Here is a 15,460-nt window from a genome sequence, read left to right as displayed (position 1 = left end):
AAGACAAGTCAAATGCGTTAGTTATTTAGGCAAACGTCCGTAACACTCAATAATACTTTTCAAACGCTGATCCAGATTATTGGGAATATCATCCCAGGAAAAGCGCCAGCGCCAGTTACCTTCAGCAACGCCCGGTGTATTCATGCGGTGTGCTGTCCCTAAACCTAAAATATCCTGCATGGGTACGATGCTCAGTCTGGCAACGGAAGAAAATACGCTACGTATCATGGGCCAGGGCATGGCATCAGGGTTGGCCCCCAGATAATCACACACATATTGCTGGGTTTCCGGGGCTGATTCCTGAAACCAGCCCAGTGTTGTATTATTGTCATGGGTACCGGTATAAATCACGCAGTTTTCAACATGGTTATGCGGCAAATAAGGATTTTCTGCACCACCGCCTTCAAAGGCAAATTGTAATACCTTCATGCCGGGAATCTGGAACTGCTCCCGTAATGCATTGACTTCATCGGTGATAATACCTAAATCTTCTGCCACCAAAGGAATCGTCTGGTGTAATTGCAATGTCTTAAATAAAGCTTCGCCCGGTGCTTCCACCCAGCGGCCATTCATTGCAGTTTCTTCACCTGCGGGTATTTCCCAGTAAGCTTCAAAACCACGAAAATGATCAATGCGCACCATGTCAAACATAGCCTGTTGCGCGCGCAGGCGTTCCAGCCACCAGAGAAAGCCATTGCTTTGCATATATTCCCAGTTGTAATGCGGATTGCCCCACAACTGCCCGGTTGCTGAAAAATAATCCGGGGGTACGCCAGCAACCACGCTGGGCTTACCCTGCTCATCCACCAGGAAGTTTTCCCGTCCAGCCCAGACATCGCTACTGTCTGCCGCAACAAAAATGGGTAAGTCGCCAAATAACAAAATATCTTTATCATTGGCATATTGCTTTAAGCTTTGCCATTGATGATAAAACAAAAACTGCTCAAAATTATGTTGTTCCAATTCCTGAGAAAAACGCTGTTGCAGGGTGTCCAGTGCTTTACTGGAACGGTTTCGGTAATCCACCGCCCACTCCCACCAGGGGGCTTCTTCATGTAAGGTTTTTAGTACTCGAAATAAACTATAATCTTTTAACCAAACTGTATTCTCTTTGAGAAATTCGGTATAGCTTAATAAGGTTTCATCATCAGCATTGGCTCTAAAAAGTTGAAAGGCTTCCTTCAGTGCTGCGCTGCGATAGTTAGCCCAATCTGTTTCTTGTTCAGAAGCACTTTCTTCCTGCGGGTTTAACCAACCTGCCTTGATTAATAATTCCAAACTGATTAGGCGGGTATTACCTGCATGTACGGATTGACATTGATAGGGTGAGAGATCACCATGCGGTTGGCCTAATGGCAGCGTTTGCCAGACAGAAATACCGCTTTTAACGAGAAAATCAATAAACCAGTAAGCATTGGGGCCGAGATCACCGCCATCTGCTGGGCCTGGTAAGGAAGTGGGGTGTAATAAGATACCGGCGCGACGGACATCCAGATAATTCATGCGTTATTTTCCGGGTTGTAGCAGAAAGAGTAAATAAAAATTTATATGTGAGGTATAACAAGGAGTGAAACAAGTATTGTTTACCAAATTTATTGTTTATAACAGATGCTGTTGAACCTTTGTTTTAGTATAAATTTAAAAAGTCAGAAGATAAATTTTTATCTCCTGACTTTCTAAGTTTAACCAACGGCTTTGACAAATTTTTAATATCAGCGACTATGATGAATATTTTGCTTCAGCATTTCCGGGGTTACCAGTACCACACCACGTTCTGAGATATAAAAACCATTTTTTTTATCCTCTTCAGGATCCTGCCCGATACTCATGCCTTCAGGAATCGCACAGCCCTTATCAATCACGGCCTTGCTGATACGACAGTTTTCAGCAATATCCACATCCGGCAATACCACCGTATCTTTTAATATGCTACCACTGTGCAAATGAACATTGGAAAATAACAATGAGCGTGTAATTTTAGCACCAGAGATAATACAACCGCCAGAAACCATAGAGTCAACCGCCATGCCCCGGCGATCATCATCGTCAAAAATAAATTTGGCGGGTGGCAACTGCTCCTGATAAGTCCAGATAGGCCAAACCTTATCATACAGGTTTAAAGGGGGCGTTACCCCGACCAGTTCATGATTGGCTTCCCAGAAAGCATCAATGGTGCCTACATCACGCCAATAACGGTCTTTTAATATGTCGCCTTCGCGTTGTTTGTTAAACGGATAGGCAAATACACGATAATCATCAATGATAGAAGGAATGATGTCGTGACCAAAATCATGTGAAGAGCTTTTATTACTGGCATCTTTTCTGAGTTGCTCTAATAAGAATTTGGTATTAAAAATATAAATACCCATGGAAGCCAGGGCTTTATTGGGGTCGTCAACCAAAGGCTGTGGATTTTCCGGTTTTTCATTAAATGCGGTAATGCGCTGATTTTCATCAGTACTCATTACCCCAAAACCACGCGCTTCCTCCAGGCTGACATCAATACAACCCACCGTCAAATCTGCTTCAGAAGAGGCGTGTGCAGCCAGCATAGGGCCATAATCCATTTTATAAATATGATCCCCTGCCAGAACCAAAACATATTCCGGGGCGTGGTGACGAATAATATCAAGATTTTCATGTACGGCATCAGCCGTACCTTGATACCATTTGCCTGATAAACGTTGTTGCGCAGGAATTAATTCCACAAATTCACCCGACTCGCCACGCAAAAAACTCCAGCCCTTCTGAATATGCAGAATTAATGAATGCGCTTTATATTGGGTTAAAACAGAAACCTGACGAATATTGGAATTAATACAATTTGATAATGGAAAATCAATAATACGAAATTTACCTGCAAAGGGGACGGCGGGCTTAGCGCGCCAATCAGTAAGGTTCTTTAAACGTGAACCACGTCCACCCGCGAGGATTAATGCTAATGTTTTTTTGGTGAGGCGACTAATAAAACGTGCATTTTCTTCTTGCTTGGAGGGCTGTTCCATGGGTTCCATTCTCCATAATAGCCATATCAATATAATTAATGTTACGCAGATACTTCTTTTTTTGAAGCAAATTGATATATTTGTCAAAAAAATTGCCACTGTGGGACATTTTATTTTTTGATCTCTGGAAGGCAAAAAAATTATGTGAGATCAAATAACAATTACAATATTATATTTGCGTAACTAATCGTAACTAATCTATATACCATAGCATAAATTAAGCTTTTACGGGAGTCGTTAGGTAACGCTCAGTAATTCGGAACCTCATAAAGCAGTTAGATAAATCAAGCGATTATATGGAAAAAATTTAAAAATAAAAAATTTAAGAGATTCCCCAGCAATTCTCAATTTAAAACCTACAGTTTTAATCAGGATTTTCATTTTTTAGCCCATCAAGCATAAAGTTTATTAAATGCTCCCAAGAGTCAAAGAGAAAATACTGAATAAGTGCGCGTAGATGTTCAAAGAATGTACGTGGTGATGGTAGCAGACTACGTACAGTGTGGTAAGCAGTATCCATCCAGTCAAGTACAGTATGGAGCAAATAAGTCAGTATAATCAGATACGCTCAAAATCAGCAATCCAGTCGTATAATGTTGAATGTGAATCAGGTTTACAGACCAGCAAAACATCGAAACCTTGCTCAATAGCTGCCTCACAAAAGGGTTGATGACAGTAAAGATCATCGCCCAGTATAGTCATACCCCAAGGAGAATAATGATTTCCCCAAGCCCTTAACCAGCGCTTGGCTGCGGCTAACTCACAATCCTGTTTTTCTTCTCTGTCCTGGGGTTGTACAAACTCTGGCGGTAATTGAGAATTGCTGAAAAAATCACATTCAGGGGGCACTACCTCCTGCCCCCCGTGACGCCCCACTATCATTAACTTAAGCAGTAAACTTATGTTGCAGCAAACTTTAAATATAGGGTGGGGAAGACTTTCGTCTCCCATTCATTTTCAGGCCAGTAATATGACTTATAACGGGAAAACCTGAACCAGTATAAAATCAGGCAGCCTGAATCTCAGATTTGATCGCAGCAGGCGCTGTGCTGAAAAAAACTTTGAGCAAGCATTCCATAATAAATATGTTTGCTGTTATGAATTAATCTTTGTAAAATCGGAAACCGTTGGGATGAACATCTTGTAACAATCCATGCGCATCAAGCTTTATCCGGTCATTATAAGGCGATTGTCAAAAACAACATAGAACACATCTATCGGTGTTCCATTATTTTTTGTTTTTTCTTAAGAGGTTTTTATGAAGCGATACCTTCGTAGTTTTTGGGTTTTGGGTTTTCTTTGTTTGTTTAACAGTGCTGCCTTTGCAGCAGATAAACTGCCTTATGAAAAAATAACGCCACCACAGCCGGTTGCTGAAAAAGGTAAACTGGAAGTGGTTGAAGTGTTCTGGTATACCTGCCCACATTGTTATACGCTTGATCCTGCGTTGGAAGCCTGGGCCAAAAACTTACCTGATGACGTGGTATTGGTGAAACTGCCTGCCATTTTCAGTAATAATCATTGGGCAGCCCTGGCACAAGTATATTATGTGGCAGAAGAGCTGAATGTACTGGACACCATGCACGAAAAAATCTTTGCCTCCATACATAAAGAAAAGCGTCCTTTGCGCACCATGGAAGACTTTGCCAAGTTGTTCAAAGAACATGCCGGTATTTCCAAAGAAGACTTTACCAAGGCACTGAATTCGTTTTCCGTTGATGCCAAAGTGCGTAATGCCAAACGCTTGACCCAAAAATATGGCATCAATGCCGTACCCAGTCTGGTGGTTAATGGTGAATATCGCATGACAAGCAGCATGACCGGTGGTTATGATCAGCTGTTACAAGAAGCGGATAAGCTGCTTGACGCGGCACGTCAAAAACAAGTCAGTGCTAAATAAGCTGACTTAAAATATCTAATTAGTATGTGCAATCAAAAACCCGAACTCACGTTAAAAAACTTGTCAGCAAACACGTTTTTTATTACCGGTACCGATACAGGTATCGGTAAAACCTGGACAACACTGGCCTTGTTGCATCATTTTCAACGGCAGGGCATCGCAGCCACGGGCATGAAGCCTGTTGCCAGTGGTTGTGAACGTGATGAACAAGGTATTTTACGCAACCAGGATGCCTTGCTGATTCAAGCCCACAGCAGTTCCTCCCTGCCCTATCAACAAGTCAATCCTTTTGCATTTGAGCCACCTATAGCGCCGCATATTGCCGCAACCGAGATGGGTGCACCCTTGCAGTTGGATAAGCTGGTGCAAGCCTGCCAGGGTATGCAAAAACACTGTATGCAAAATCAGGAACACTTATTAATAGAAGGGGTTGGCGGTTGGTACGTGCCGCTGAATGAACAAGCAGGTTTAAATGATCTGGTTCAGGCGTTGGATGTCGGTGTTATTTTGGTGGTCGGTTTAAAACTGGGCTGCATTAATCACGCATTGCTTAGCGCACAGGCAATTATTAATGATGGCTGCACACTGGTTGGCTGGGTTGCCAATAGCTTAGCCCCGCCAGTGACGGAAGATTTTGCCCAACAGCAGGTACTGGAGAGTCTAAAAGCACGCATTCCCGCACCCTTGCTAGGGACTCTGCCTTGGTGTCAAACTTTAGATGTCGCTCAGTTGGCAGAATCACTGACTACCCCACTAATACAGTAACTGGTAAAAACAAATAATAACTTCAGGACTGGCAATCCTTAAAGGACTGCCAGTCCTACGTAGACCTTAATCATCCAAGGTATACAAAGGTAACAATTGCAAGGTATCCTCAAACCAGATATTGATACCCTGCCTCAAAGAGGCCTGCATGGTATTTTCCCATTCCCAGCGGGTGACTTTTAAGGCTTCCTGAATATCGCTAATAAATTCTTCACGCTGCACTTGCTCTATGCCTTTGCTGATCGCATAATCTACCGCAATCCCCGTACCCAGGCCAATAGTGCCACCCAGTGCCGTGCCTGCGCCGGGTACAATGGAGCCTGCCGCCGCCCCTGCGGTGCCTTGCACAGCCAATAACGCGGCTTTGCTTGCAATCGGTGCTGCTGCTTTGGCAAACAAGCCCTTGCCCACCACTGATGCCATGGCTTTACCCGCCACGCCGCCCACGGCCTTACCGGTTGCGCCACCAGCGGCTGCCAGACCAATACCGCGTATGGCATCCGGCGTGCCACGTTCATAATCTGCCATGCTGATTTTATTAAACTGGCTGTCCCAATCCAGGGTGAAGGCCACCTTACTGACATCCAGTGCTTGTGCGTGCGTGGTTTGGTGGGCGACAAACTGCTGGAAATTGTCGTGTAATTTGGATAAGGCCAGTAAATAATCATGATGCGCTTGTTGCAGGTTATCCTGATAGACTTGCTTTAAGTACACATGGGTGATTTCCGGGCGTAATACAATCTCTTCATAATGTTGTTGTAAATAGGCCTCGACATCATAAGCCACGGCATCTTGCAGGCTTTGCGCTTCAGTGCTTAGCGCATGTTGGCTGGCTGAGCGCAGCCCTTCCCAGAGCAAACGGTAAGTCGTGTCATAGGCAAAATACCAATTGGCAAAACGTTCCGTGCGTTGGGAAATCGGGGTAAATAAACGGAATAAATCGTCATGCAAACGCTGCCGGGAGGCTGCCTGCACCTGTTTACGGGCTTGCGTTAAGTTTGGAATGGTATCGCGTACAAACTGTTGATATTTTTCAGCATCCAGCAAATGTTCTGTAAGCTCGCCATTTTCATTGCGTAACATTAAACGGATACTGGGGCGTACCTGTTGCTTTACGCCGCTGTCAGCATGGCTTTGATCCAGATGCACGGTTTTTTGTTGATCCAGTCTGGCTAACATGCTGTCCAGCCATTGACGTCCAAAAAAACTGAATAAAAATAAAAACAGCATTAATGCCAGTACCCAGAAAAATGGATACCAGAGACTACGCTGCCTGGGGGGACGTGGGGTCTGGGCAGATGCTGCTGGCAGGTATTCAACTTGTTGCGGACTTACCGGGGATGATGATGATTCAACAAGTGCCTGCCGGGATGTTGTGTCAGAGGATTTGGTGGTTGAAATGTTAAGTCCCCCCTAAAAAACGATAGCTCAGCTTATGATATGGCTCCAGGTTTGTAAAACCCAAGTAGCCCATGATACAGTCACGTTATGAAAAGCAATTATTCACTTTTCTTAGCCGATTAAAGAGATAATCCCTTGAAGGGCTGTTATCCCTGCGGAAGCTGAATTGATTTTATTATACAGAGGTGGGTCATAATGAAAACTATGCAACTTTGTTTATTTTGTTTGCTTTTTGTTGCTGGCTATAGTCATGCCCAAACCCCATTACAAACGGTCAGACAAGGTGAAGAGGCTTTTAGCCAGGGCGCGTATGCCAAAGCCATTAACAATTGGCAACAGGCGTTACCACAGCTTGAGAGCAACGCGCAGGTGGACTTACACATTCGGATTGGCAGTGCTTATCAGGCCTTAGGCGATTATCGCACGGCATATCAGTATCTGTTGCAGCATCAAAAATCAGCCACTCAACAACAACAAATTTTAATCCACAGCCAACTTGCCGATACCTTGTTAGGTATGCAGCAAACATTGGCTGCCGCTGAACAATTTGAACAAGGCGTCAAGTTAGCGCGACAAACCCAGCAGCCACAAATGCTGGCACATATTCTGAATCATCAGGGTACTTTTTTCAGTGTGCAAGACAAAACCAAGCAAGCTGAAGAAACCTATGAACAGGCTTATCAACAGGCGGAACAAGCTCAGGATGCTGATTTACAAATTAATATACGCAGTAATCAGGCACGTTTAGCGTTGCAACAACAAAACATAACGCAAAGTTTACAACACTTACAACAAGCGCAAGCCTTATTGCCAAAAATCAATTTTGCCTTGGCTCAGCAACTGGCTTTAGCGCAACTGGCTTTGCGCATCCACCGTGAAAGCCAGCATCCACAGGCTTTGGCTTTTGCGGAAAATCGTTTGCAACTGGCTGCGCAAAACCCGGCAACGGCAAAAGAAACACCACGTTTACAAGCACAGGTACGCGGTTATCTGGGGCAGGTCTACGAGCGTAAAGGTGAAATAGCTCATGCCCAAAAATTTTCACGCATGGCGTTGTTTTTATCACAAAAACAGCCCGACTTAAGCTATCAATGGCACTGGCAACTGGGGCGTTTGCACCGTGCTGAAGGGGATATTCCGGCGGCTATTCAGGCTTATCAACAGGCTTTGGATATTCTGCATCCAATTCGTATGCGTTTAACCTCAGGGCGGCGCGATGTGCAGGAATTTTTTTTACAATCACTGCGCCCGGTGTATTTTGGTCTGGCGGATTTATTATTGCAGCAGGCATGGCAGGCCAGTGCTGAAGCTAAAGAGCAACTGCTGAAACAAGCCCGTGCTACGGTGGAAAAACTTAAAGTCGCGGAACTGGAAGAGTATTTTCAGGATGAATGCGTGGCAATTTCCAATCTGGAAAAAGTACCCGTGGTGAATCTTGATGCACTGACGCGCCATACTGCTATGCTTTACCCGATTTTATTACCGGATCGTATGGAACTGCTGGTCAGTTTAGCCGATGGTATTCACCATTTGCGCGTGCCAGTCAGTGAACGGGAAATGACCCAGACCATACGCGCTTTTCAATACAATCTGCAAGACAGCCGCAATAACCGTTTTATTCGCGAAGCCATACAATTGCATGAATGGCTGATTCAACCTTTGCTGCCATTATTGTCCAAATATCAGATTGATACCCTGGTTATCGTGCCGGATGGTGCTTTGCGCATGATACCCCTGGGCACCTTGTATGATCGTGAAACGCGGCATTTTCTGATTCAGGATTATGCGCTGGCAGTCACGCCCAGTCTTGATCTGACCGATCCCCGTCCGCTGCCGCATGAAAATATTAGCGTTTTACTCAACGGCTTGTCTAAAGGCGTACAAAATTTCACGGCATTGCCTAATGTGCCCAGGGAAATTCGGGGTATTGAGTCCTTGTTTCAACAACGCCAGACTTTACTGGATGAAAAGTTTTCTTTAACAAGCATCAACCAGGCACTGGAAAATCAACCTTATTCCATTGTACATATCGCCTCGCATGGACAATTTGATACCGATCCCAGAAATACCTTCCTGTTGACTTATCACGACAAACTCACCATGAATAAACTGGAAACACTGCTGGGATTGGGCAGCATCCGCAAACAACCGGTGGAACTGCTAACCTTAAGTGCCTGCCAGACTGCTGTCGGTGATGAACGCGCCGCGCTGGGTCTGGCTGGCGTTGCGATTCGTGCCGGTGCCAGAAGTGCCTTGGCCAGCTTATGGTTTGTCAACGATGAAGCCACCTCCAAACTGATTATTGAATTCTATCGCCAACTGCAACAGCCCAACACTTCTAAAGCACAAGCCTTGCGCAAGGCCCAGCTTGCACTGCTTAAGCAGCGTATGTTTCGCCACCCGGCTTTTTGGGGGGCATTTTTATTAATTGGTAATTGGCTTTAAGAAACTTCATTCAGTGTCTTTAGCACTGAATGAAGCTTACACCGTATTCAGCTTATGTTAAAATTCCACCTATGAAACATAATATACACAATCGTCTACATCAAGACAGTTCCGATCCCATGGCTTTATCGCGTGAATCCTGGCGCGTGTTTCAGATCATGACGGAATTTGTGGAAGGCTTTGAACGCTTATCCAATATTTCACCCACAGTGACTATTTTTGGTTCTGCGCGATTCCCACCGGAACACCCTTATTATCAACTGACTGAAGAAATCGGACGTAGTTTATCGGAATCCGGTTTCTCCGTGGTCAGTGGTGGTGGCCCCGGTATTATGGAAGCCGCTAATAAAGGCTGTTTTGCCGGCCCCTCGCCCAGCGTTGGTTTGAATATCCAACTGCCCCATGAACAAAGCGGTAATCCCTATCAGGATATTTCCTTATCCTTTCGCCATTTTTTTGCGCGTAAGGTCATGTTTGTTAAACATGCTTCTGCCTATGTGGTTTTACCCGGCGGTTTTGGCACATTAGATGAACTCGCGGAAATCCTGACCTTGGTACAAACCGGAAAAACCCGAAAAATTCCAATTATTTTGGTGGGTTCAGATTTCTGGCAGGGATTTATCGACTGGGTACAAGCCAGTATGCGGGATGCTCAAAAAACCATCAGTCCGGAAGATATGGATCTGTTTCAGATGGTGGATGATGCCCAGTCAGTGGTGGATCTGATCTTCAGTTATTATGAACGTCGCAGCTTTGAGCCTTCCGCTGAAGAACGCGATATGCTGTCTTATCTCTAAGGAATAACGCTTAAACCTGGGAGGCTGTCCGATAACAGAGGCAGTAGGTCTTGTGTTCTCGGACAGCCTCCTAGCATTTACTTATCAATAACTTAGTTTGAGATGGAAGTGATTTTCGGCATCTTTTGTGCCGTTCGAGCTGACATCGAATTCAGGTTAAACACTTAAAGCACTATTCATGTCTGTTTATACGATTGTTGAGCGCGAAGCGCTGGAAACTTTTTTACAGCAATACCCACTAGGGCAACTGCTGGAATACCAGGGTATTAGTTCTGGTATTGAAAATACTAATTATTTTGTGACCACTACCAGTGGGGAATTTGTTTTAACCCTGTTTGAGGAAATGGGAGAAAAAGAACTCCCTTATTTTCTGGAGCTCATGGCCTATCTGGCTGAACACAAAGTCCCCAGTGCCCATCCTTTGGCGGATAATGACGGGCATTATTTGCAGCATTTTTATGACAAACCCGCAGCCTTGGTGCGGCGCTTAACTGGCAGTGAAATTTTGCAGCCTAAGCTGGCCCAGTGTCAGGCTTTAGGCCATTCACTGGGACATATGCATACGGCAACGCCAGGGTTTCCCTTATATCGCGCCAATGGTCGTGGGCCACACTGGTGGCGGCAGATAGCAAAACGCCTTCAGGAAAAACTGCCAGAAACCGATAATCATCTGTTGCAGGAAGAAATTCGCTTTCAGGGAAAACATCAGCATGATAATTTGCCGCGCGGCGTGATTCATGCCGATTTATTTCGTGATAATGCCTTATTTAATGATGATGAACTGTGCGGTATTATTGATTTTTATTATGCCTGTGATGATGTGTTGTTATACGATGTGGCGGTTACGGTTAATGATTGGTGTATTGACCTGGAAACAGGGCAACTGGATGTAGCGCGTCTGCATATCTTTTTAGATGCCTATCAGCAGCAGCGCCCATTTACGTTTCAGGAACGGGAAAACTGGTCGGTGATGCTGCGCGCAGCAGCCTTGCGTTTTTGGTTGTCGCGTTTGAAGGATTACCACTTTCCACGCCCTGGCGAACTGACGCACACCAAAGATCCGGAACATTTCAAACAGATTTTACTGGCACGGCGTCAACTCCCCGATGATTGCCAGTTACCTGAGGCATGAGTCCCACATCATGAACAACATCGCGCAACGTCTGCAACAGGTACGCGAGCGCATTACGCAAACTGCAACAAAATGGCAGCGTAACCCGGCAGATATTCAATTGCTGGCAGTCAGTAAAACGCATCCCGCAACAGCCATTAAAAGTGCTGCTACGCAGGGGCAGCGTTGTTTTGGCGAGAACTACCTGCAAGATGCCCTGCCAAAAATCGAAAGCCTGAAAAATGCAGGGTATGATTTGGAATGGCATTTTATCGGGGCCATGCAATCTAATAAAACCCGTCCTATTGCAGCGCATTTTGATTGGGTGGAAACCCTGTCCAGCTTAAAACATGCGCAGCGTCTGCATCAACAACGCCCACCACACCTGGCACCGCTGAATGTCTGTTTACAGGTGAATATCAGCCGCGAGCCACAAAAATCTGGTATTAATCCGGCAGAACTGGAAACGCTGGCAAGCGCCGTATCGCAACTGCCACGCCTGCGTTTGCGTGGCCTGATGGCCTTACCCGCATCTGCCGATACGCTGGAACAACAGCGTTTGCCCTTTGCCCGGTTATTTCACTTATTTACTGAATTGAAAAGCCAGGGCTTTGCTTTAGATACCTTATCCATGGGTATGAGCGCTGATCTGGAAGCCGCTATCGCTGAAGGCGCGACGCAAGTGCGCATTGGCACCGCCATTTTTGGCCCCCGCATAAAAAAATAATTCAAACTTTCAAAACCTGCGAAAAAGAGGCTTTTGCGTAATACCTGTTATAATATATGATATAAAGATAAAAAAAATATCATTACTGGCTATATAAAGGCATAAAAAAGACCTAAAGCCAGTTAAACAATACTGCAATATGCAGATATAAACCACAATACAACGCATCAGGTTCCGGGACATTTTACGCTACCTGAACAAGAGGCACCACCATGCACCTTATGCTCTATAACTTACCTGGCAATACCAATGCCCAGGAATTACAAAGTTTTTTGACAAGTTATTGTGCCGTCACTTCCATTAAATTGATTGGAGATGATAAGCAAACAGACACTGTCATTGGTTTTGTCGACACACATGAAAGCCCCGCTTGTCTTCAGGTGATTGCTGATCGGTTACAGCATAAAATGTGGAAAGGGCAGCATTTATTTGCTTATATTCCATTATTTTTTCAATAATTACCCCGCTTACTTTCTACACCGTTGGCCTCCCAGACCTTCCAGGTTTTGAAAACCTGGAAGGTCTTTTAATAAGCCAGCCGTCATTAGAATCTTGGCGATGTACCGGCTTCAAAGTCCTGTTGATTACTGAATAATAATGTCTACCCGGCGGTTACGCTGGCGGCCTTCTTTCGTCTTATTGGGCGCAATAGGTTGGCTCATACCCAAACCAATTGTTTGTATACGTCCACTGTCTACGCCTTTAGCGGTTAAGGCGCTACGTACGGCATTTGCGCGGTTTTCTGATAATTGTAAATTCATACTGGAGCTGCCTGTGGAGTCGGTGTGACCTTCAATTTTCAGATTCTTTTCAGGATGCTGTTGCAGAAAATCAGCCAATCGTTGCAGTGTACTGACAGCACCAGGCATCAGATCGGCTTTGCCGGTGGCAAACAAGACATCACCCAGGGTCATAACCATGCCCCGATCAGTTTTTTTAGCCTGTAATGCCGCCAGTTCCTGTTGCAGACGGTTTTTTTCAGCACGGGCTTTTTCTTCTGCCAGCCGTGCTTTTTCAGCCGCCATACGCGCACGTTGCGCTTCCTGTTCCCGTGCTTGTAATGCCAGGTCACTGGAAACTGTACTCAGGTGGGCAATTTTAGCTTCCGCTTGTTTGGTTGCCGTTAATTCCATTGCAGTTTTAACTTGGTTATCAGCAATATAAGCCAGTGATCTCATTTCTTCAGCCGTTTCTGCATTGGCTGCCTGCTTTAAGGTTTTTTCTGCGCTGTCAAGCTGGCTGGCCGCATATTTAATTACTTCAGGATCGCCTTTCGCTTTATTATAGGCGGCTTCCGCACCTTTTAAATTGGTACTTTTTTCAAGTGCGCCACAAGCACTGAGAAGCACTGTCAGTAATGTAACAAAAAATAGCTGTGTATAGATTTTGTTCATGTTCTCATCCTCTTGTCTTATTGCTGCTGAGCGCGTTCAAGTTCATTCGCCATGCCTTTAACGGTGGCATCCATTTCTTTTGCCGATTGTTGAACACGCGCGGCAGTGGCTTTGGTTGCTGCCAGTTTAGCATCAGCCTGAGCTTCATTAGCCAGTTGGGTTGCGGTTTTGTAATCTCTGCGATCCACTGCTGCCTTAGCGCGTTGTAACTTGCCTTTAGCACGATCCAGTTCTACCGGAGCATAGCTACCCGCTTCACTGGTTTCGGCAGATTCAATCAGCGTCTGTGCACTGGCCAGTTCTGCCACTGGCTTAGGAATGCTGCTGCAAGCAACCAGTAACAAAGCAGATAATAAAAGACCAAGCGATGTTATAGATTTTTTCATCATTATAATGTCCTTCTTCAATTTTGTGACAAAGCGGGAATTTTATAATGCCAAAAACCCTGCATCAGTTTCAGCTTTTATTCCCATTCCTAAATAGAATAACGGAGACGCTTTCCTTTTCGCTGGGCATACGCCCAAATACTGAAAAAATAGTAACGCCTCCACTGACTTAAATCAACAATCGCCTTACATCTGCCAAAATAAAGCCCAGATAACTACAGAACCGTGCGGCCTTAGCCCCGTCAATGACTCTATGGTCATAAGACAAGGACAAGGGTAGCATCAGGCGCGGTACAAATTCACCATCTTGCCCATTCTCTTGATATACCGGCTGCATTTTACTGCGTGATACGCCAAGAATAGCCACTTCCGGTGCATTGATAATCGGCGTGAAATAGGTGCCGCCGATACCGCCGAGGCTGGAAATAGTGAAGCAGCCACCTTGCATCTCGCCAGGGCTGAGTTTACTTTCACGGGCTTTGCTGCTGAGCGCGATCAATTCCTCAGAAAGTTCAAACAGACCTTTTTGATCAACATCACGAATCACCGGCACCACCAAGCCACCGGGAGTATCAACCGCAAAGCCGATATGAAAATATTTTTTCATAATCAGGCTGGTTTGATCCGACGACAGTGAAGCGTTAAATTCTGGAAATTCCTTGAGCGCAGCAACCGCCGCTTTCATCAGAAAAACCAGTGGCGTGAGTTTCAGGCCTCGTCTTTCCGCTTCGCTTTTCATGCTTTTACGGAAGGCTTCCATCTCGGTAATATCGGTTTCATCATGTTGGGTGACATGGGGAATCGTGACCCAACTGCGATGTAGTACCGGCCCGGAGATTTTTTGAATCCGTGACAGGGTTTTGTTTTCAATCTCACCAAATTGTGCAAAGTCGATTTCCGGCATTGCTGGTACGGCAAAACCACCACCTTGCCCGACTTCGCCGCTACTGACTTTTTGTAACTGACTTTTAACAAAGCTTTGCACGTCTTGCTTAATAATGCGGCCTTTACGCCCACTGCCTTTAACCTGTTCCAAGGCCGCACCTAACTCACGCGCAAAACGTCGCACGGAAGGACTGGCATGGGCTTTTTTACGTAAAGAATCATCAATACGCACCGGTTCAGGTGGCGGTTGTTTGATTTCTTTTGGTACCGGCTCTGCCAATGAAGGTTTGCGGGTTTGGGAAGGCGGCGGTGCAGCTTCGGGCGGTGCAACTATCGGTGTTGGACTTGCTTGCTCAACTGCTGCCGTAGTCGTTGCTGCGGATGCTTGCTCCTTGCTTGCTTCTGCCAATTCCAGGGTCAGGATTAAATCGCCTTCAGCAACCGTATCACCAATGTTGAGTTTCACTTCTTTTACCACCCCGGCATCCGGGCTGGGAATTTCCATGGCTGATTTATCGCTTTCCAGGGTGATCAGCGAATCTTCTGCGGCTACGCTGTCACCTGGAGAAACCATAATTTCAATGACTTCTACACCCTTAAAATCACCAATATCCGGTACGGGAATGTTTTTAATCGTTGGCATC

The 15,460-nt window shown here is 45.4% G+C and carries 15 protein-coding genes; 8 read left to right on the top strand and 7 right to left on the bottom strand.

Annotated elements, in window-relative coordinates; genetic code table 11:
• Positions 1–21: 21 nt before the first annotated feature.
• The 3 genes from malQ to QUF61_RS12500 all read right to left on the bottom strand — a co-directional run bounded on the left by malQ (position 22) and on the right by QUF61_RS12500 (position 3,956).
• The gene (gene malQ / locus QUF61_RS12510) at positions 22–1,503 is read right to left on the bottom strand and encodes a 4-alpha-glucanotransferase (RefSeq protein WP_103921037.1); all 1,482 of its coding nucleotides are present in this window, start codon (positions 1,501–1,503) and stop codon (positions 22–24) included.
• 209 nt (positions 1,504–1,712) lie between these two features.
• Positions 1,713–3,005 (bottom strand): glucose-1-phosphate adenylyltransferase, encoded by a 1,293-nt coding sequence (gene glgC, locus QUF61_RS12505; RefSeq protein WP_103921036.1) that lies wholly within the window; start codon positions 3,003–3,005, stop codon positions 1,713–1,715.
• 558 nt (positions 3,006–3,563) lie between these two features.
• On the bottom strand, positions 3,564–3,956 hold the full coding sequence (locus QUF61_RS12500; protein ID WP_289681977.1) for a hypothetical protein: 393 nt from the start codon (positions 3,954–3,956) through the stop codon (positions 3,564–3,566).
• A 307-nt stretch (positions 3,957–4,263) separates the two neighbouring features.
• On the opposite strand from QUF61_RS12500, the gene QUF61_RS12495 reads away from it, so the two are divergent.
• Together QUF61_RS12495 and bioD are read left to right on the top strand one after the other, a co-directional pair.
• Complete coding sequence (locus QUF61_RS12495; protein ID WP_103921035.1) at positions 4,264–4,905, top strand: thiol:disulfide interchange protein DsbA/DsbL; 642 nt, start codon at positions 4,264–4,266, stop codon at positions 4,903–4,905.
• Positions 4,906–4,965: 60 nt separating this feature from the next.
• Entirely contained in the window at positions 4,966–5,670 is a 705-nt protein-coding gene (gene bioD / locus QUF61_RS12490) for a dethiobiotin synthase (protein WP_286019446.1), read from the top strand.
• Positions 5,671–5,736: 66 nt separating this feature from the next.
• On the opposite strand, the gene QUF61_RS12485 is transcribed toward bioD, so the two are convergent.
• On the bottom strand, positions 5,737–6,900 hold the full coding sequence (locus QUF61_RS12485) for a hypothetical protein (RefSeq protein ID WP_289681974.1): 1,164 nt from the start codon (positions 6,898–6,900) through the stop codon (positions 5,737–5,739).
• 2 nt (positions 6,901–6,902) lie between these two features.
• Between QUF61_RS12485 and QUF61_RS12480 the strand changes: the two genes are divergently transcribed.
• From QUF61_RS12480 to QUF61_RS12455, 6 genes are all read left to right on the top strand, one after another.
• Positions 6,903–7,076 (top strand): hypothetical protein, encoded by a 174-nt coding sequence (locus QUF61_RS12480; RefSeq protein WP_289681973.1) that lies wholly within the window; start codon positions 6,903–6,905, stop codon positions 7,074–7,076.
• 190 nt (positions 7,077–7,266) lie between these two features.
• Complete coding sequence (locus QUF61_RS12475; RefSeq protein WP_289681972.1) at positions 7,267–9,516, top strand: CHAT domain-containing protein; 2,250 nt, start codon at positions 7,267–7,269, stop codon at positions 9,514–9,516.
• Between the two features lie 71 nt (positions 9,517–9,587).
• Entirely contained in the window at positions 9,588–10,313 is a 726-nt protein-coding gene (locus QUF61_RS12470; RefSeq protein ID WP_289681969.1) for an LOG family protein, read from the top strand.
• A gap of 178 nt (positions 10,314–10,491) precedes the next feature.
• Positions 10,492–11,445 carry a homoserine kinase gene (locus QUF61_RS12465; protein ID WP_103921030.1) on the top strand — a complete coding sequence of 318 codons (954 nt, stop codon included), beginning with the start codon at positions 10,492–10,494 and terminating at the stop codon, positions 11,443–11,445.
• 10 nt (positions 11,446–11,455) lie between these two features.
• Positions 11,456–12,151, top strand: coding sequence for a YggS family pyridoxal phosphate-dependent enzyme (locus QUF61_RS12460; RefSeq protein WP_289681968.1), 696 nt, complete (start codon positions 11,456–11,458; stop codon positions 12,149–12,151).
• A gap of 212 nt (positions 12,152–12,363) precedes the next feature.
• Positions 12,364–12,609, top strand: a complete 246-nt coding sequence (locus QUF61_RS12455) for an RNA recognition motif domain-containing protein (RefSeq protein ID WP_103921028.1) — start codon at positions 12,364–12,366, stop codon at positions 12,607–12,609.
• A 126-nt stretch (positions 12,610–12,735) separates the two neighbouring features.
• On the opposite strand, the gene QUF61_RS12450 is transcribed toward QUF61_RS12455, so the two are convergent.
• From QUF61_RS12450 to aceF, 3 genes are all read right to left on the bottom strand, one after another.
• Positions 12,736–13,545 carry an OmpA family protein gene (locus QUF61_RS12450; protein WP_289681967.1) on the bottom strand — a complete coding sequence of 270 codons (810 nt, stop codon included), beginning with the start codon at positions 13,543–13,545 and terminating at the stop codon, positions 12,736–12,738.
• A 17-nt stretch (positions 13,546–13,562) separates the two neighbouring features.
• The gene (locus tag QUF61_RS12445; RefSeq protein WP_289681965.1) at positions 13,563–13,934 is read right to left on the bottom strand and encodes a DUF4398 domain-containing protein; all 372 of its coding nucleotides are present in this window, start codon (positions 13,932–13,934) and stop codon (positions 13,563–13,565) included.
• A 166-nt stretch (positions 13,935–14,100) separates the two neighbouring features.
• A complete protein-coding gene (aceF, locus tag QUF61_RS12440) occupies positions 14,101–15,459 on the bottom strand; it encodes a dihydrolipoyllysine-residue acetyltransferase (protein WP_289681964.1) in 1,359 nt (452 codons plus the stop codon).
• Position 15,460 lies beyond the last annotated feature (1 nt).

It is taken from the genome of Candidatus Venteria ishoeyi (genome assembly GCF_030378065.1).
GTDB classification, from domain to species: domain Bacteria; phylum Pseudomonadota; class Gammaproteobacteria; order Beggiatoales; family Beggiatoaceae; genus Venteria; species Venteria ishoeyi.
Note: the sequence above shows the minus strand (reverse complement) of the source record. Positions and strands in the feature narration are given on the sequence as shown.